Raw genomic sequence first — 16,741 nt, 5'->3', positions numbered from 1 at the left:
GGCGCGATTCACCGCCGCCCTATCGCCGGCCTTCCACCCGCAGCGGGTCTATGGCAGGGCGGTTGCCGCAAATGCCGGCCGATCATATCCTTACCTTTGCTCAGGACCTGGCTGGCGGTGGCGTCGAGCGGGCGCAGCTCCGCCTCGCAGGCGCATGGCTGGCGGCGGGGCGGCGGGTGACGCTCGTGGTCGGCGACGCGCGCGGACCGCTCGCCGCGGAGGTGCCGGCGGGGATCGACGTCGAGTCGCTCGGCCAGCGCAACTATCTCGCCCAATATCGCCTCGCCGCGATCACCCGGCGGCTGCGGCCCGACGTGATCTTCTGTGCCGGCAACCATTATACGCTGGTCGCCGCGTGGCTGCGCTGGCGGCTCGGTGCGGATTGCCCGCCGATCGTCGCCAAATTGTCGAATGCGATCGATCGCGCCGATCACGGCCGGGTGATGGATGCCGGGCATCGGCTGTGGCTCGCGCAGCATGGCCGCTTCCTCGATCATCTCGTCGCGATGACGCCGGCCACCGCGGCGGTCGCGGCGCGGGCGATGCGGATGGAGCGACGCACCAGCGTCATCCCCAATCCGCCCGCCCCGCCCGCGCCCGGCGCGCCGGGGATCGCGCTGCCGGCGGGGCGGATCGTGCTCGGCGTCGGGCGGCTGGTCGCACAGAAGCGCTGGGACCGGCTGATCGCCGCGGTGCCGGCGCTGCCGGCCGACGTCACGGTGGTGATCCTCGGCGAGGGCGATATGCGCGACGCGCTCGAACGGCAGATCGCCGCCGCCGGGCTCGGCGATCGCGTACGCCTGCCCGGCCATGTCGCCGATCCGCTGGCGGCGATGGCGCAGGCGGCGCTGCTCGCGCTGCCGTCCGATTACGAGGGCGTGCCCGGCGTGCTGCGCGAGGCGCTGTCGGTCGGCACGCCGGTCGTCGCGACCGCGTCGAGCCCGTCGGTGCGCGAGATCGTCGGCGACGCGCGGCTCGGCAGCGTCGTCGCCTGCGACGATGCGGCGGGCTTTGCCGCCGCGCTCAACCATTGGCTCGATGCGCCACGCCCGGCGCCGGTGCCGCAGCCGGGCGCCGACTCGGCCGCACGCTATCTAGCGCTGTTCGACCGGCTCGCCTGATCCGTCACGCTCGCCCTCGCGCTCGCTGCTGCGTTCGAGTGCGCTCTTGATCATCGCGGTCATCGGATCGGCGAGTGCCAGCCCGAGGATGCCGAACAATGCGCTCGCCAGGATTTGCGCGCCGAGCGTCAGCGCCGGCGGCAGGTCGACCGTCTTCTTGGCGACGATCGGCAGCAGCACATAGCCGTCGAATCCCTGCACGATGACATAGGTGCCGATCGCCCAATAGCCGACCTCGGTCCCCGCCGAGAACCCGACCGCGATCATCAATGCGCCGCTGATGAACGCGCCGATATTGGGGATGAAGGCAAGCAGCCCGGTGAGGATGCCGAGGATCATCGCCATCGGCACGCCGCCGATGCGGAGCGCGATGCCGGTCAGCACGCCCTCCGCGACCATGCCGACCAGCCGCCCGGCGAGCAGCCGGCGCAACGTCTGCCCCATCCGCCCCGTCACCGTCGCGAATTCCGCACGGTGGCGGCGCGGCACCAGCCATTCCATCCCGCGCCGGTAGGTGCCGGGATCGATCGCGACGAACAGGCCGATGACGAGGATCATGAACATCGTCGTCAGCGCGCCGAACGCCGTCCCGACCCAGGCGGTGATCCGCCCGACCGATCCCAGCGCCTGGCGCGCGATGCCGCTGACGTCGGACGCACCGGGCATCAGGCCCTGCCGGCCGAGCCAGCCGGCGAGCTTGCCCGCCTGCGATTCGAGCGTCGATCGCAATTGCGCGAACTGCTCGGCGACCTGGACGCCGGTCAGATAGAAGGTGCCGAGCAGGAAGACGACCGTCAGCAGCACGACGATCAGCAGCCGCCAGCCGCGTCCGATCGGCAGCACCCGCCCGAGCAGCCGCACCCCGCCGTCGAGCAGCGCGGCGAAGACCAGCCCGGCGAAGATGATCAGCAGCGGCTGGACGAGCAGCACCACCAGCGCGATCGCGCCGGCGAGGCCGAGCCACACCGCGGCCCGGGTCAGTTCGCGGCGGACGAACGGGTCACGCAGTTCGGCCGGGCTCGGCGCACGCGGCGTCCCGCTCATCTTACTGTCCGCTTGCCGGGTGGAGCGACAGGCCGGCGCGATCGGCGCGGAGCGATCCCCACCAGGTCAGCGGGTTGAGTGTCGCATCGCCATCGAGGCTGAAGGTCAGGAATTCGGCGCGCCCGCCGAGATTCTCATAGGGCACCGGCCCGCCGAGCCCGAGCTGCGCGAGCGGGAAGCGGCTGTCCGCCGAGCGATCGCGATTGTCGCCCATCAGGAAGACGTGGTTGGCGGGGATCGTCACCTGCGGATAATTGTCGCCCGGGCTGTCGGGTTCGAGGTCGACGGTGTCGTAATGGCGACCGTTAGGCAGTGTCTCGGTGACGATCGGCAGATGGCAGACATAGCCGCCGCCCGGCGCCGGCCGGCGCGCGCCGTAATAGTCGCGGTCGCTGCACGGGCTGTTGGTATCCACCGGCAGGTCGACGTAATGCATTGGCCCGCGTGCGATCGGCTTGCCGTTGAGGATGACGACGCCGCCGCGCACCGCGAGCGTATCGCCCGGCAGGCCGATGACGCGCTTGATATAGTCGTTGCGCGTTCCCGGCGGCGTCACGATCACCACGTCGCCGCGCGTCGGCAGGCTGCCGAACAGGCGGCCGTGGATGAAGGGCAGGCCGACGCTCCAGCTCTCCTCGGGCTGGCGCAGCACCACGCCCTTGAAGATCGCCACCGGATTGGGGATCGTCGGCGAGACGAACGACCAGCCGTAGGCGAATTTCGACACCACCAGCCGGTCGCCGATGCGCAGGCCCGGCAGCATCGATTCGGAGGGGATATAGAAGGGCTTGGCGATGAAGCTGTGGAAGCCGAGGACGATCAGGATCAGCCAGAAGATGCCCTTGATCTCCCCCCACCAGTCCGTCTTCTTCGTCGTCGGCGCTGCCGGCGCGGGCGTAGCCGGCGCGATCGGGGCCGCCTCGGTGGACTTGCTGCCGTCCAACACCGCTTCCTTCATGGCTTGGGGTTCGCAATTGCCTCGATGATCACAAAGGCTTGCGCCCATGGATGATCGTCGGTCAGGGTCACATGTAAGCGTGCGACGTGGCCTTCGGGGATCATCGCGTCAAGCCGTTCCTTCGCGCCGCCGGTCAGCGCCAGCGTCGGCGCGCCCGAAGCGGCATTGACGACGCCGATGTCCTTCATGAACACGCCCGCCTTGAACCCGGTGCCGACCGCCTTGGAAAACGCCTCCTTGGCGGCGAAGCGCTTGGCGAGCGTGCCCGCCTTGGTGAACGGCCGCCGCGCTGCGCGCGCGCGTTCGGCGTCGGTGAACACCCGCGCCTCGAACCGCTCGCCGAACCGCTCGAGCGATGCCGCGATCCGCTCGATGTTGCACAGGTCGGAGCCGAGGCCGACGATCATGCCGCGCCGCCCGAGCGGCGGGACGATGGGGCCGGGCGGAACGGTGCGCGCATCATGTTGCTCTCTTACGCGGCGGGGGTCGGCAGGGAAAGCAGCGCATCCGCGTTACTCGCCGCCGCTTGCCGCTATAAGGGTGAAGGATCGCGGCAGAGGAGGGCTCAAGGATGCGGGCGGGGTGGCTGTCGGCCTGTATCGCGCTGCTGATGCCGACGCCGGTGCTGGCCGGGACGGGCGATGTCGGGCGGCAGCTGTACGAACAGCGTTGCGCCATCTGCCACGGTGCCGACCTGCGCGGCACCGGCCCGCTCGCTCACAAGAGCAACCCGCCGACCATCGACCTGACCGCGCTGCCCTTCCGGCGGCGGCTGGCCACCTATCCCGGCGTCATCGTCGCCTCGGTCGTGCTGCGCCCGAATGGCGACCTGATCCCGCGGGTGCTGCGGGAGAACAACGTCCACATCCCGCCGCATCGCTGGACCGCCGACGACCTGCGCGCCGTCGACGCCTATATCAGGGGCTACCTCCGCCAGCACCGGTGATGCGCAGCCTTTCCGGCAACGCGGCCCGGCTTCTTCCTCCTCGCCTCCGCGCCTCCGCGTGAACCCTCTTCGTGCCCGCACGCTACGCCTCGCCTCTGCTGGTGCATCTCCGCAAGACGATCGAACACGCGGAGGAAGGGCGAGGACTTTGCCCGGTGCGGTTACGGGGGGATACCGAGCAGCGCTAAACGTCAGTCCGTCGTCACCCTCGCGCCGCGTCCATCTCCTCGCGCATCCGCCGGACCGCCGCGTCGAGGCCGACGAACAGGGCCTCGCCGACGAGGAAGTGGCCGATGTTGAGCTCGCGCACCTGCGGGATGGCGGCGATCGGCCCGACATTGTCGAAGGTGAGGCCGTGGCCGGCATGGACCTCGATGCCGTTCTTCGCCGCCAGTGCCGCGGCGTCGGACAGCCGGCGCAGCTCGGCGGTGCGCGCCTCGCCATCGAGTTCGGCGTAGCGGCCGGTGTGGAGTTCGACCACCGGCGCGCCGAGCCGGATCGCCGCCTCGATCTGGCGCGGATCGGGTTCGATGAACAGCGAGACGCGGATTCGCGCCGCGCCGAGTTCGCCGACCAGCGGCGCGAGCCGGTTGTGCTGGCCTGCCGCGTCGAGCCCGCCCTCGGTGGTCAGCTCCTCGCGCTTTTCCGGGACGATGCAGGCGGCATGCGGGCGATGGCGCAGCGCGATCTGCAGCATCTCGTCGGTCGCCGCCATTTCGAAGTTGAGCGGGATGGTCAGCGCCGCCGACAGCCGCGCGATATCGTCGTCGGTGATGTGGCGGCGATCCTCGCGCAGATGCGCGGTGATGCCGTCCGCCCCCGCCTCGGCGGCGAGCAGCCCGGCACGCACCGGATCGGGATAGCCCGCGCCGCGCGCGTTGCGCACCGTCGCGACGTGATCGATGTTGACGCCGAGGCGCAGCGGCGCGCTCACGCCGCGCGGCTCCCCGGCTTGCTCGCCGGGACGGCGGCGAGCTCTGGCGGCAGCGCGTCGGCGGCATAGGTCGGGACGTCGAGCCGGATCAGCGGAAAGAACGGCACGCCGAGATCGACGCTGCCGTTCGACCGGTCGACCAGCGCCGCGCCGGCGATCACCGTGCCGCCCGCCGCCTCGATCGCGCCGATCGCCTCGCGCGAGGAGAGGCCGGTGGTGACGACGTCCTCCATCATCAGCACCTCCTGTCCTGCGGCGAGGCGGAAGCCGCGGCGCAGCTCGAACGTGCCGGTCGGACGTTCGACGAACATCGCCTCAACGCCGAGCGCGCGCGCCATCTCATGGCCGGCGATCACCCCGCCCATCGCCGGCGACACCACCGCCGCAATCCGTGTGCGGATCGAGTCGGGAATGCGCGCCGCGAGCGCCTCGGCAAGCCGCGCGCCGCGGCGCGGGTCCATCAGCACGCGCGCGCATTGCAGGTAGCGCGAGCTGTGCCGTCCCGACGAGAGAATGAAATGCCCCTCGAGCAGCGCATCGGCGGCGCGGAATTCGGCCAGCACGTCGTCGTCGGTCATCGGCGGTCCCGGGATGTGATCGGATGCCGCCGCTCATAGAAAGTCGCCGCGCCGCCGCCAAGCGGGCGGGGACGATAAAGATGGGCGCTTGAGGCCGGGCCACCCCCCGCGTATAGGTCGTGGCAAAAGGGGCGTACCTTACGCCTGACATCGGCCCTCTGGCCGGGCGGCGAGGGGATCTGGACGGGGTGACGACACACATGCGCAGACGCTTACATGGGATCGCACTGGCTGCCGGGCTGGCGCTCGCCGCGGCCGCGCCGATCGCCGCCGCTCCCACGCCGCAGGGCGCCGCCGCGCCGGCCGGCGTATCCAACATCGCGCCGACCACCGCCAGTGCCACCGCGCCGGCCGCACCGACCTCGCCGTTGCTGGCGATGGACGGTGCGCCGGCGATGACCGCGGAGGCCGGCATCGGCCATCCCGTCGCCGGCCGCTACGGCCTGCAGCCGCAGGTGACCAACAATGGCCGGTTCGCCCACTGGTTCCACGATTCGATCCTGGTGCCGCTGATCGTCGCGATCTGCGTGCTGGTGCTGCTGCTGCTGCTCTGGGTCGTCTTCCGCTTCCGCCGGGCGGCCAATCCGGTGCCGTCGAAGACCAGCCACAATACCGCGATCGAGATCATCTGGACGCTGGCGCCGGTGCTCATCCTGGTGCTGATCGCGGTGCCGTCGATCGGACTGCTCCAGGCGCAGTTCAAGCCCGCCCCGGCGGGCGCGGTGACGCTGAAGGCGATCGGCAACCAATGGTATTGGTCCTATCAATATCCCGATAACGGCGGGTTCGAGATCACCGCCAACATGCTCAAGGAAAAGGATCAGGTCGCCAAGGGCGAGCGGTTCCGCACCGATGCCGACGGCCCGCGCCTGCTCGCCGCCGACAATCGCGTCGTGCTGCCGGTCGGCGTGCCGATCCGGTTGATCACCACCTCGCAGGACGTGATCCACAGCTGGGCGATGCCCGCTTTCTGGATCAAGCTCGACGCGGTGCCGGGCCGGCTCAACGAGACGAGCTTCACGATCGAGAAGCCGGGCCTCTACTTCGGCCAGTGTTCCGAATTGTGCGGCGCGCGCCACGCCTTCATGCCGATCGCGGTGGAAGCGGTGCCGCCGGCGCAATTTGCCGCCTGGGTGCGCGCCAAGGGCGGCACGATGCCGACGCCGGGCAAGCCGTCCGACAAGGTGATCCCGCAGCCGGGCGCCGAAGGCTCCGCCGCCAAGCAGGCGGAGGGCAATGCCGCCGACGCCGCCACCGGCCCGGTCGAGAATGTGACGACCGCCGCTCCTTCCTCTTCGCAGGGTGCAACCGGCAATCCGGCCACCGGCAACGCGGGACAGTAAGATGACCGATACCGCCCTCCACCCCCATGCCTTCGTCGCGCACGACGATCATGCCCATAGCGATGCGGACCATAAACCGGGCTTCTTCGCGCGCTGGTTCATGTCGACCAACCACAAGGACATCGGGACGCTGTACCTGATCTTCGCGATCATCGCGGGGATCATCGGCGGCGCGATCTCGGGCCTGATGCGCGCCGAGCTCGCGCAGCCGGGCATCCAGTATCTGGTCGGCTGGGCGAACTGGCTGCCCGGCGGCGACGGCGGGCTCGACCATGCGCTCCACCTGTGGAACGTGCTGATCACCGCGCACGGCCTGATCATGGTCTTCTTCATGGTCATGCCGGCGATGATCGGCGGCTTCGGCAACTGGTTCGTGCCGATCATGATCGGCGCGCCCGACATGGCCTTCCCGCGGATGAACAACGTCAGCTTCTGGCTGCTCATCCCGGCATTCACGCTGCTGCTCGCCTCGCCCTTCTTCGGCGGCGCCGGCACCGGCTGGACGGTCTACGCGCCGCTGTCGACCTATGGCGAGCCGGGGCCGAGCGTCGACATGGCGATCCTCGCGCTCCACCTCGCGGGTGCCTCGTCGATCCTCGGCGCGATCAACTTCATCACCACCATCTTCAACATGCGCGCGCCGGGCATGACGCTGCACAAGATGCCGCTGTTCGTCTGGTCGGTGCTGGTCACCGCCTTCCTGCTGCTGCTCGCGCTGCCGGTGCTCGCCGCGGCGATCACCATGCTGCTCACCGACCGCAACTTCGGCACGACCTTCTTCGATCCGGCCGGCGGCGGCGATCCGATCCTCTACCAGCATCTGTTCTGGTTCTTCGGTCACCCCGAAGTGTACATCATGATCCTGCCGGGCTTCGGCATCGTCAGCCAGATCATCGCGACGTTCAGCCGCAAGCCCGTCTTCGGCTATCTCGGCATGGCCTATGCCATGGTCGCGATCGGCGTGGTCGGCTTCGTCGTCTGGGCGCACCATATGTTCGTCACCGGCCTGTCGGTGAACGTGAAGATGTACTTCACCGCCGCGACGATGGTCATCGCCGTGCCGACCGGCATCAAGATCTTCAGCTGGATCGCGACGATGTGGGGCGGATCGCTGTCGTTCAAGACGCCGATGGTCTGGGCGATCGGCTTCATCTTCATGTTCACGGTCGGCGGCGTCACCGGCGTGGTGCTCGCCAACGGCGGCATCGACGATTACATGCAGGACACCTATTACGTCGTCGCGCACTTCCACTACGTGCTCAGCCTCGGCGCGGTGTTCGGCCTGTTCGCCGGCTTCTATTACTGGTTCCCGAAGATGTTCGGGAAGATGTATAACGAGCTGCTCGGCCAGCTGCACTTCTGGGTGTTCTTCGTCGGCGTGAACCTGCTGTTCTTCCCGATGCACTTCCTCGGCCTGCAGGGCATGCCGCGGCGCTATCCGGACTATCCGGACGCCTACGCACATTGGAACGCGCTGGCGAGCCACGGCTATGAGATCATGGCCGCGGGCATGGTGATCTTCTTCGTCAACGTCATCTACTCGCTGATCGCGGGCCCCAAGGCGCCCGACAATCCGTGGGGCGAGGGCGCGACGACGCTGGAATGGACGCTGTCCTCGCCGCCGCCCTATCACCAGTTCGAAACGCTGCCGAAGATCGACTAACGAAAAAGCCCCGGGGTCTCCCCCGGGGCTTTTTGCTGGACCCTGCCGTCCGACGGGATCGTCGGGCTCAGGCCGCCGCCGTCTCCAGCGCCGGATAGTCGGTATAGCCCTGCGGCCCCTTCGTGTACCAGGTCGCCGGATTGTCCTCGGCGAGCGGCGCGCCCTGGCGCAGCCGTTCGACCAGATCGGGATTGGCGATGAACTTGCGGCCGAAGGCGATGCCGTCGGCGCGGCCCGATTCGACATCCGCCGCCGCCGCCTCGGCCGAATAATCCTGGTTGAGGATCAGCGGCCGCTTGAACACCTCGCGGATCTGCGGGCTGAGCTTGGGCACGTCGGTCCGGCCGAAGGTGCCGTCGGGCGCCTGTTCGCGCAGCTCAAGGAAGGCGATGCCGAGCGCGTCGAGCGCCGCCGCGGCGGGCACGAAGACGCTCGCCGGATCGCTGTCGTCGGCGCCCTGCGTCTCGCCATTGGGCGACAGGCGGATCGCCGTCCGCCCCGCGCCGATCGCATCGGCGACGCGCGCCACCGTCTCGCGCATGAAGCGGATGCGGTTTTCCGGGCTGCCGCCATAGTCGTCGTCGCGCAGGTTGGTGTTGTCGCGCAGGAACTGGTCGATCAGATAGCCATTGGCGCCGTGGATCTGCACGCCGTCGAAGCCGGCGCGGATCGCGTTGCGCGCCGCGGTCGCATAATCGTCCTGCGCGCGGGCGATATCGTCGAGCGTTGCCGCCTGCGCCTCGACATAGGGATTGTCCTCCTTGTGATAGGGCGCGCGCGTCGCCGACGAGGACAGCGGCGTCATGCCGATCACCTCCGGCCGCGACAGCCGGCCCATATGCCAGATCTGCGCGACGATCCGCCCGCCCGCGGCATGGACCGCGTCGGTCACCGGCTTCCACGCCTCGACCTGCGGTTCGGTCCACAGCCCCGGCGCATTGGGCCAGCCGAGCCCCTGGCGGCTGACGCCGGTGCCCTCGCTGATGATCAGCCCGGCGCCGGCACGCTGGCGGTAATAGTCGATCATCAGATCGGTCGGTACGTGATCGTCGGTGGCGCGGCCGCGGGTCAGCGGCGCCATCAGGATGCGATTGGCGGCGGGGATATCGCCGAGTTGGATGGGATCGAAGAGACTTGGCATAGATGCTCCAAAGGACCTGACGCGCTCAAGATAGGGCGCTACAGCGCGGCATGCATCGGCCGCCGTCGCCAAGAAAATCTGTCGTGCCGCCAACGCAGGATCAGGGAACCGCCTTCGTCGCGCTGGTCGTCGCCAATGTCGCGCTCGCCTTCGGCCCGTGGTTCGTGCGGCTTGCCGATGTCGGCCCGGTCGCGGCCGGTTTCTGGCGGATCACGCTCGCGGTGCCGATCCTCGCCGCGCTCGCGCTCGGCGGCGGCGCGCGGCCGGGGCGGATCGGGCCGCTGCTCTGGGTGTTGATCGTCGCCGGCGGCATCGCCTTCGCCGCCGATCTCGCCAGCTGGCACCTCGGCATCGTCCGCACGACGATGGCCAATGCGACGCTGTTCGGCAATTCGGCGATCCTGATCTATCCGCTCTACGGATTCCTCGTCGCGCGGATCTGGCCGACGCGGACGCAGGGGATCGCGCTGCTGCTTGCGGCGCTCGGCGCGGCGCTGCTGATGGGACGATCGTACCAGCTCGATTCGCGCAATCTCGCGGGCGACCTGCTCTGCATCCTCGCCGGCATCCTCTACACCGTCTATATCGTGATGATGGCGCGCGTCCGCCGCGCGTTGCGCCCGCTGCCGACGCTGGCGCTGGCCAGCGCCGCGACGGCGCTGCCGCTGCTGCTGTTCGCCGGGCTGTTGGGAGAGGCGATCCTGCCGCAGCAATGGACGCCGCTGCTCGGTCTGGCCCTGGTCAGCCAGGTGATCGGTCAGGGGTGCATGATCTATGCGCTCGGCCGGCTGTCGCCGCTGGTGATCGGCATCGCCTTGCTGATCCAGCCGGTGGTCGCCGGCGCGGTCGGCTGGATCGTCTATGGCGAGCGGTTGCAGGGACCGGATTGGCTGGGCGTCGCGTTGGTGGCGCTCGCGCTGGTGCTGGTGCGGCGCGCGGAGGTTGCACCGGCGCGCGCGGCGGCGCAGGAGGCGCAGCAGGAGGTAGAGGCATGACGCAGGACCTGACGCTCGATGAGATCCGCGACGCGCTCGCCGAGGGCATCGCCGCCAATGCCGCGTTCGACGGCTGGGGCGACGCCGCGCGCGACATGGCGGCGGAGGCGGCGGGGATCGATCGCGACGTCGCGCGGCTCGCCTTCGCCAACGGCGCGGTGGCGATGATCGATGCCTGGTTCGCGGCGATCGACCGGCGGATGGCGGAACGGCTGCCGCCCGAAACGCTCGCGGCGATGAAGATTCGCGCGCGCATCTCCGCTCTGGTCGAGGCGCGGCTCGCGATCGTCGCGCCCGATCGCGAATCGCTGCGCCGGGCGCGCGCGATCCTCGCGCTGCCGCAGAACGTGGCGCAGGCGGCGCGGCTCGGCTGGCGCAGCGTCGACCTGATGTGGCGGTTGGCCGGCGATACCGCGACCGACTATAATCATTACACCAAGCGCACGATCCTGCTCGGCGTCTATGCCGCGACGATCACCGTCTTCCTCGACGACGAGAGCGAAGGCTATGCCGAGACGCGCGCCTTCCTCGCCCGCCGGATCGACGGGATCATGCGCTTCGAAAAGGCCAAGGCGGCGTTCGGCAAGCGCTATGAGCATCGGCCGAGCCTGTCGCGCTTCGTCGGGCGGTTGCGCTACCCGGCGCTCTAGCGCGGGCGCGCCGGCGTCCGGCGCATCGGCGGTCGGCACGACCCTGTTCGATCGCCATCAACGCCTCATCGAAGCGGATCCGCTCCGGTCCGTCACGTGCTCCGGCCCGGTCATGGCCGCCGCCGGCCAGAGTGACGGGACAGTGAAGCGAAATTCATGTGCAACATTGGCGCACTAACGCTAAATGATCCCATCGTCATCGTTCGGATCAACGGGTGCAGATCGATCACACCGCCGGCCGCAGTCTCGTCGAGATCGTGCCGCCCTCCCCCGACATCGCGGGACTTCAACCCTTGAAAACCATCAAAAGCCGGTGGCCTGCGATCATCGGCGGGTTGGTGACTCTGGCGATGCTCGCCGGACTGGCGCACGAGCTGCTCGGCTCGGGGCTCGCCGGGCTGAACCGTGTGACGCCGCGCAACCCGTTGTTCTACGTGGCTTTTGCTGCGCTGTATTTCGTGCCGCCGCTGGCCGATTACTGGATCTTCCGCCGCCTGTGGCGCATCCCGCTCGGCGGGCTGGTCGCCTTGATCAAGAAGCGGATCGCGAACGACGTCGTCATGGGCTATTCGGGCGAGGCCTATTTCTACGCCTGGGCGCGCAGCCGGGCGCAGGCCGTCGCGGCGCCGTTCGGCGCGGTCAAGGACGTGTCGATCCTGTCGGCGATCGCCGGCAATGCGGTGACGCTGGCGATGATCGCGGTGGCGCTACCGGTCGGGCGCAACCTCATCCCGCCCGAGATGATGCGCTACGTCTACGGATCGCTGGTGGTGATCTTCGGCACGTCGCTGCCGTTCCTGATCTTCTCGCGCAAGGTGTTCTCGCTGTCGCGCGGCGAGCTGTGGGCGATCTTCGGCATCCACTGCCTGCGGCTGATCCTCGGCGGGTTCTTCCTTGCGCTCGCCTGGGCGCTGGCGATGCCGAGCGTGGCGATCGGCACCTGGCTGTTCCTGTCGGCGGGGCGGATGCTGTTCTCGCGCCTGCCGCTGTTGCCCAACAAGGACCTGCTGTTCGCCAATTTCGCGATTCTGATGATCGGCCAGGACAAGGCGCTGTCCGAGCTGATCGCCTTCACCGCGGCGGCGGTGCTGCTGGTGCATGCGCTGCTCATCGTCGGCTTCGGCATCCACCATCTTGCGACGCGGAAGCCGGCATGATCACGCGAATGATCCGGGCGGCGCTCGCCGTGGCGGCGATGGCGGCGGCGATGCCGGCGCAGGCACAGATCCTGGGCAGCGATGCCGCGGCCTGTTCGCTCGGCGGCGGGCCGGCGATCCTCGCGCAGATCGCCGGGCTCAAGGATCGAAAGGGGCGGATCAAGCTCGAACTCTATCCGGCGAACGAGACCGACTTCCTCGCTGACGATTCGGTGCTGATCGCGGCGGGCAAGACCTTCCGCCGGGTGTGGACGACGATTCCGCAGTCCGGCAGCATCCAGGTGTGCATCCGCGTGCCGCGCCCCGGCCGCTATGCGCTGCTGGTCACGCACGATCGGGATAACAAGAACAAGTTCAACTTCTTCGCCGACGGCGCCGGCTTCCCCGGTACCGGCAAGATCGGCATGTCCCGCCCCAAGGTCGAGCGCGCGCTGGTCGACGTCGGCGAGGGTACGGTCACCCGGACGATCCGGATGCAATATCTGCACGGCCTCGGCGGCTTCTCCCCGACCAAGGACGATTGATGCGGATCGTCGACGTCAACGAGATCTACTCGCCGACCGGCGGCGGGGTGCGCACCTATATCGATCGCAAGATCGAGGTGCTGGCGGGCATGGGGCATGAGCTGATCGTGCTCGCGCCGGGGCGCGAGGATCGGATCGAGGAACGGCCCGGCGGCGGCGCGATCCATTACATTAAGGCGCCGGGCATGCCGTTCGACGCCAATTACGGGCTGTTCTGGGACGCCGCGCCGATCCACCAGCGGCTCGACGCGCTCGATCCCGACGTGGTCGAGAATTGCTCGCCGTGGAAATCCTCGTGGATCGTCGCGCAATGGCAGGGGCGGGCGCTGCGCTCCTATTTCATGCACAACGACAATCTCGAGGCCTATCCGAAACGCTGGTTCAAGCCGCTCGCCTCCGAGCCGCGGATCGAGCGTGCCTTCGCCTGGTACGATCGCTATCTCAACCATTGCCTCGCCCGCTACGACACGGTGGTGACCAACGGGCCGGCGCTGACCCGGCAGCTCGCCGCACGCGGCATCCGCGTCGATGCGACGATGCCGCTCGGCATCGAACAGGCGCATTTCTCGCCCGACCTGCGCGACGAGACGCTGCGCGCCGCACTGCTGCGGCAATGCGGGCTGCCGCCCGAGGCGACGCTGCTGCTCGGCGTCGGCCGCCATCATCCCGAGAAGCGCTGGCCGACGGTGATCGACGCGGTGCATCGCGTCGCGACGCAGGCGCCGGTCGGGCTGGTGATCCTCGGCCAGGGCATGGATACCAAGACGCTCGAACGGCATATCGGCGCGAGCCCGCATATCCGCCTGTTCCGCCCCGTCTATGATCGGCGGCGGCTGGCGACGATCATGGCGAGCGCCGATGTCTACATCCACGGCTGCGGCACCGAGACGTTCGGCCTCGTCCCCGCCGAGGCGCTGGCGAGCGGCACGCCGCTGATCGTGCCGGACGGCGGCGGCACCGCCGAGATCGCCGAGCCGATGTTCGCCGAAGTCTATGCCCAGCGCGACGTGCAGAGTTGCGCCGACGCGATCGGCCGGATGCTGGCGCGCGACCGCGCGCTCGTCCGCCGCGCCGCGCGGGTGGCGTCGACGCGGGTGCGCAACGACGAGGAACATGCCGCCGATCTGGTCGCGCATTACGCCGCGGCGATCGCGGCGCGCGATGCGCGGCGGTTGCGGGCCTAGATTCCGGCCTCTGGCCGGGCGGTGAATGGCGCGCACAGAGGCGCAGAGGACGCAGAGGGCTTCGCTCGCGACAAGCGCGGCCCGCCAATCACAGATTCGAGAGGCACGCCGCCGTTCCAGCGATCGCATCTTCTCCGCGCCTCCGCGCCTCCGCGTGAAACCTCGGCTTGCCCGCCGGTGGCGCTGTACGGATGCGGTCGCAACGCGAGGGCGAGCGGCAATCAACTCTGGTTCATGCGGAGGCGCGGAGGCGCGGAGGGGGTTCGCGAGCGACCGCGTTCGCAGACTAGCTCTTGCCGCGCGATGATGGGAGCCGCTGGCGCGGCGGGTCCTCTGCGCGTCCTTTGTGCCTCTGCGCCAACCGCCGCAAAGATCAGCCGAGCAGCTCCGCATAAGCCGCGGGGCGATGGCGGCGGAAGGCGGCGAAGGTGGCGGTGATGCTGGTGAGCAGCGCCGGCACCGTCGTGTCGCCGGGATGGACCGCGATCCGCACGTTGCGCGTCGGCTGGAGCGCGTGGCGCAGCGCGCCGGCGGCGGCGAGCGAACTCAACTGGCGCATCCGCGTGCGGCTCGCCCAGGTGATCACCGGCCCGCGCGCGACCACCGCGCCACCGGGTCGCCAGACGCGCGCATGATCCTCGGCGAGCGCGAAGCCGGCATCGGCGAGCGCCGCGCGCGCGCCCTCCGAATAGAGCCACGCCGGCGCGATGAAGCCGGTCGCGGCGCGGCCGGTGATATCCTCGACCAGCGCCTTGCCGCGCCGCATCCGCGCCAGCGCCTCGGCATGGCTGAGGCCGAGGAACTCGCCTTCGCCCGCGGTCATATGCTTGGCCTTGAGCGCGGCGGCCGTGCCGCTGTGGGCGCTGTCGTCGCGATGCGTCCAGCCATGGACGAACATCTCGACGCCCTCGTCCGCCCAGCCGCGCAGCCGCGTCGCATAGGCGGGGGTGATCGGCGCGCTCGACCAGTGATCGGGCACGACGAGCATCGCCAGCCGCCGCCCGACATGCGGGGCGAGATGATCGAGCAGCTGGTCGACCTGCCCCTCGAACCGGGGCGAGACGTCGTGGATCGAGGCGAACAGGCGTTTCATCGCGCGCGATGATAGACGCGGATGATCTCGTTGCCCATCGGCAGCGACGCGGTCAGCCGATAATTGCGCGCCACTGCGGCGGCGACCAGCGCATGCGCGGCCGGGCGCTCGCCGCTGTAGAAGGGGCGGACCACCACCACCGCCGGCCGCGCGGCGAGGATGCGGCGGATCTCGGTGTCCTGATCGACGCCGGTCGCGCCCGCCTCGCGCGCGCGGATCAGGTGCGAGGGGACGAGGTAGCGCGACATCAGACAGCGGCCGGTCGCGCTGTAGAGCATGTCGCTGCCCGAATAGACGTAGAGGCAGCCCGGCCCGCGACCGATGGCGTGCGCGACCGCGTCGAGCTGCTTGCCATCACCGCGGCCGATACGCTGGACGATCAACACGATCTGCCCGGCGAACGCGGCGGTGAGCAGCAGCGCCGGGGTACGCCAGCGCTGCCACTCGGGCCGCCCCAGCATCCCCGCCGCCGCGGCGCAGGCGGGGAGCAGGATCGGCAGCGCATAATGATCGAACCACGGCCGGAAGATCGCGACGCCGAGGATCGCGCCCGCCAGCCAGAGCGCGACGAAGGTCCGCGGCCGCGACGCGCCGCCGCGCAGCAGCGCGACGATGGCGAGCGCGACCGGCGGCGAGACGATCAGCACGAGCTGGCCGAGATTGCTCGCGAGATCGGTGAGCGGATCGGGGTTGCGGTGCAGGATCGACAGGAAATTGGCGTAGGCGAACGCGTCCCATTGCCCGACCGCGGCATAATAACCGGCCGCGAGCAGGGTGGGGAGCAGCGCCGCGGCGACCAGCGCGGCGGCATAGGCGATCAGGCGCAGCGGCCGGCGCTGGCGACGCCACGTATCGGCGAGCAGCCAGAGGCCGAAGGTGATGCCTTCGAACACCACCGAATATTTGATCTGCAATGCGATGCCGACCAAAGTCATCGCGGCGATGCCGTGCGTCGCGCGCCGCGGCCGCAGCACCAGCGCCGCCGCGGTGAGCATCAGCAGATTGTAGAAGACCGGCGCCTGACCGCCCTGACCGCCGAGCAGGTCGAGCCACAGCAGATAGGCGATGCCGCCCGCGGTCGCGCCGGCCGCGAAGCCGAGCCGCTCGGCCAGTTTGGCGATGCCCCAGGCGGTGGCGATCGCACTGACCAGCGCGAGCAGCTGATAGGCCCAGATCCCCGCCGGCACGCCGAGTCTCGCGGGAAGCGCGTAGAGCAGGAACAGCCCGACCGGCTTGCGGTCCCAGATATCGACGAAGGGCAGCGCGCCCTGCCACATCCGCTGCGCGGTGACGAAATAGAATTCCTCGTCGACATGGACGACCGGGTTGCCGAAGGTCAGCGCCCGCGCCGCGATCGCGACGAGGACGAGGATCGGCAGGCGCAGCCGCGGATTGGCGAGGGGGGACATG

At 69.5% G+C, this 16,741-nt stretch carries 17 protein-coding genes; 9 read left to right on the top strand and 8 right to left on the bottom strand.

What is annotated here, in order from left to right; genetic code table 11:
- Positions 1-71 precede the first annotated feature (71 nt).
- A complete protein-coding gene (locus PBN85_RS00265; RefSeq protein ID WP_271299770.1) occupies positions 72-1,121 on the top strand; it encodes a glycosyltransferase in 1,050 nt (349 codons plus the stop codon).
- Here the strand turns inward: PBN85_RS00265 and PBN85_RS00260 are convergent.
- Genes PBN85_RS00260 through acpS form a run of 3 tightly spaced genes read right to left on the bottom strand, consistent with a single transcriptional unit; the run spans position 1,095 to position 3,530 of the window.
- A complete protein-coding gene (locus PBN85_RS00260; RefSeq protein WP_271299769.1) occupies positions 1,095-2,165 on the bottom strand; it encodes an AI-2E family transporter in 1,071 nt (356 codons plus the stop codon). The two genes, PBN85_RS00265 and PBN85_RS00260, sit on opposite strands and share 27 nt — an antisense overlap.
- 1 nt (position 2,166) lies before the next feature.
- A complete protein-coding gene (gene lepB / locus PBN85_RS00255; RefSeq protein ID WP_051583652.1) occupies positions 2,167-3,123 on the bottom strand; it encodes a signal peptidase I in 957 nt (318 codons plus the stop codon).
- Positions 3,120-3,530, bottom strand: a complete 411-nt coding sequence (gene acpS, locus PBN85_RS00250) for a holo-ACP synthase (protein ID WP_037536066.1) — start codon at positions 3,528-3,530, stop codon at positions 3,120-3,122. The genes lepB and acpS overlap by 4 nt, the downstream gene beginning before the upstream one ends.
- A gap of 164 nt (positions 3,531-3,694) precedes the next feature.
- Here acpS and PBN85_RS00245 point away from each other — a divergent pair, with 164 nt between their 5' ends.
- Positions 3,695-4,069, top strand: a complete 375-nt coding sequence (locus PBN85_RS00245; protein ID WP_271299768.1) for a c-type cytochrome — start codon at positions 3,695-3,697, stop codon at positions 4,067-4,069.
- 202 nt (positions 4,070-4,271) lie between these two features.
- Here PBN85_RS00245 and PBN85_RS00240 read toward each other — a convergent pair whose 3' ends face one another.
- The gene (locus PBN85_RS00240; protein WP_037536072.1) at positions 4,272-5,003 is read right to left on the bottom strand and encodes a pyridoxine 5'-phosphate synthase; all 732 of its coding nucleotides are present in this window, start codon (positions 5,001-5,003) and stop codon (positions 4,272-4,274) included.
- On the bottom strand, positions 5,000-5,581 hold the full coding sequence (gene pyrE, locus PBN85_RS00235) for an orotate phosphoribosyltransferase (RefSeq protein WP_037536074.1): 582 nt from the start codon (positions 5,579-5,581) through the stop codon (positions 5,000-5,002). The genes PBN85_RS00240 and pyrE overlap by 4 nt, the downstream gene beginning before the upstream one ends.
- A gap of 200 nt (positions 5,582-5,781) precedes the next feature.
- On the opposite strand from pyrE, the gene coxB reads away from it, so the two are divergent.
- The gene (gene coxB, locus PBN85_RS00230) at positions 5,782-6,924 is read left to right on the top strand and encodes a cytochrome c oxidase subunit II (RefSeq protein WP_037536076.1); all 1,143 of its coding nucleotides are present in this window, start codon (positions 5,782-5,784) and stop codon (positions 6,922-6,924) included.
- 1 nt (position 6,925) lies between these two features.
- Positions 6,926-8,587, top strand: coding sequence for a cytochrome c oxidase subunit I (gene ctaD / locus PBN85_RS00225; protein ID WP_037536077.1), 1,662 nt, complete (start codon positions 6,926-6,928; stop codon positions 8,585-8,587).
- A 67-nt stretch (positions 8,588-8,654) separates the two neighbouring features.
- Here the strand turns inward: ctaD and PBN85_RS00220 are convergent, their stop codons facing one another.
- On the bottom strand, positions 8,655-9,728 hold the full coding sequence (locus PBN85_RS00220; protein WP_037536079.1) for an alkene reductase: 1,074 nt from the start codon (positions 9,726-9,728) through the stop codon (positions 8,655-8,657).
- 50 nt (positions 9,729-9,778) lie between these two features.
- Between PBN85_RS00220 and PBN85_RS00215 the strand changes: the two genes are divergently transcribed.
- From PBN85_RS00215 to PBN85_RS00195, 5 genes are all read left to right on the top strand, one after another.
- Positions 9,779-10,723, top strand: a complete 945-nt coding sequence (locus PBN85_RS00215) for a DMT family transporter (RefSeq protein WP_051583653.1) — start codon at positions 9,779-9,781, stop codon at positions 10,721-10,723.
- Positions 10,720-11,373, top strand: a complete 654-nt coding sequence (locus tag PBN85_RS00210) for a COQ9 family protein (protein ID WP_271299767.1) — start codon at positions 10,720-10,722, stop codon at positions 11,371-11,373. The genes PBN85_RS00215 and PBN85_RS00210 overlap by 4 nt, the downstream gene beginning before the upstream one ends.
- A gap of 338 nt (positions 11,374-11,711) precedes the next feature.
- Complete coding sequence (locus tag PBN85_RS00205) at positions 11,712-12,530, top strand: hypothetical protein (RefSeq protein WP_271299766.1); 819 nt, start codon at positions 11,712-11,714, stop codon at positions 12,528-12,530.
- Entirely contained in the window at positions 12,527-13,054 is a 528-nt protein-coding gene (locus PBN85_RS00200; RefSeq protein ID WP_271299765.1) for a DUF2141 domain-containing protein, read from the top strand. The genes PBN85_RS00205 and PBN85_RS00200 overlap by 4 nt, the downstream gene beginning before the upstream one ends.
- Positions 13,054-14,238, top strand: a complete 1,185-nt coding sequence (locus tag PBN85_RS00195) for a glycosyltransferase (protein WP_271299764.1) — start codon at positions 13,054-13,056, stop codon at positions 14,236-14,238. The genes PBN85_RS00200 and PBN85_RS00195 overlap by 1 nt, the downstream gene beginning before the upstream one ends.
- 373 nt (positions 14,239-14,611) lie before the next feature.
- Here the strand turns inward: PBN85_RS00195 and PBN85_RS00190 are convergent, their stop codons facing one another.
- Positions 14,612-15,331, bottom strand: a complete 720-nt coding sequence (locus tag PBN85_RS00190) for a polysaccharide deacetylase family protein (RefSeq protein ID WP_271299763.1) — start codon at positions 15,329-15,331, stop codon at positions 14,612-14,614.
- Complete coding sequence (locus PBN85_RS00185) at positions 15,328-16,740, bottom strand: ArnT family glycosyltransferase (protein ID WP_271299762.1); 1,413 nt, start codon at positions 16,738-16,740, stop codon at positions 15,328-15,330. The genes PBN85_RS00190 and PBN85_RS00185 overlap by 4 nt, the downstream gene beginning before the upstream one ends.
- Position 16,741: the final 1 nt, after the last annotated feature.

It is taken from the genome of Sphingomonas sp. CV7422 (assembly GCF_027945725.1).
Lineage (GTDB): Bacteria > Pseudomonadota > Alphaproteobacteria > Sphingomonadales > Sphingomonadaceae > Sphingomonas > Sphingomonas kyungheensis.
The sequence above is the reverse complement of the archived record's forward strand: the minus strand, read 5'-3'. Positions and strand labels throughout refer to the sequence as shown.

Coding starts and splice junctions, on each gene's coding strand:
- lepB (WP_051583652.1), bottom strand. CDS start 3,123: ATGAAGGAAGCGGTGTTGGACGGCAGCAAGTCCACCGAGGCGGCCCCG.
- coxB (WP_037536076.1), top strand. CDS start 5,782: ATGCGCAGACGCTTACATGGGATCGCACTGGCTGCCGGGCTGGCGCTC.
- acpS (WP_037536066.1), bottom strand. CDS start 3,530: ATGATCGTCGGCCTCGGCTCCGACCTGTGCAACATCGAGCGGATCGCG.
- PBN85_RS00215 (WP_051583653.1), top strand. CDS start 9,779: ATGCATCGGCCGCCGTCGCCAAGAAAATCTGTCGTGCCGCCAACGCAG.
- PBN85_RS00195 (WP_271299764.1), top strand. CDS start 13,054: ATGCGGATCGTCGACGTCAACGAGATCTACTCGCCGACCGGCGGCGGG.
- ctaD (WP_037536077.1), top strand. CDS start 6,926: ATGACCGATACCGCCCTCCACCCCCATGCCTTCGTCGCGCACGACGAT.
- PBN85_RS00260 (WP_271299769.1), bottom strand. CDS start 2,165: ATGAGCGGGACGCCGCGTGCGCCGAGCCCGGCCGAACTGCGTGACCCG.
- PBN85_RS00245 (WP_271299768.1), top strand. CDS start 3,695: ATGCGGGCGGGGTGGCTGTCGGCCTGTATCGCGCTGCTGATGCCGACG.
- PBN85_RS00190 (WP_271299763.1), bottom strand. CDS start 15,331: ATGAAACGCCTGTTCGCCTCGATCCACGACGTCTCGCCCCGGTTCGAG.
- PBN85_RS00185 (WP_271299762.1), bottom strand. CDS start 16,740: ATGTCCCCCCTCGCCAATCCGCGGCTGCGCCTGCCGATCCTCGTCCTC.
- PBN85_RS00210 (WP_271299767.1), top strand. CDS start 10,720: ATGACGCAGGACCTGACGCTCGATGAGATCCGCGACGCGCTCGCCGAG.
- pyrE (WP_037536074.1), bottom strand. CDS start 5,581: ATGACCGACGACGACGTGCTGGCCGAATTCCGCGCCGCCGATGCGCTG.
- PBN85_RS00220 (WP_037536079.1), bottom strand. CDS start 9,728: ATGCCAAGTCTCTTCGATCCCATCCAACTCGGCGATATCCCCGCCGCC.
- PBN85_RS00265 (WP_271299770.1), top strand. CDS start 72: ATGCCGGCCGATCATATCCTTACCTTTGCTCAGGACCTGGCTGGCGGT.
- PBN85_RS00200 (WP_271299765.1), top strand. CDS start 12,527: ATGATCACGCGAATGATCCGGGCGGCGCTCGCCGTGGCGGCGATGGCG.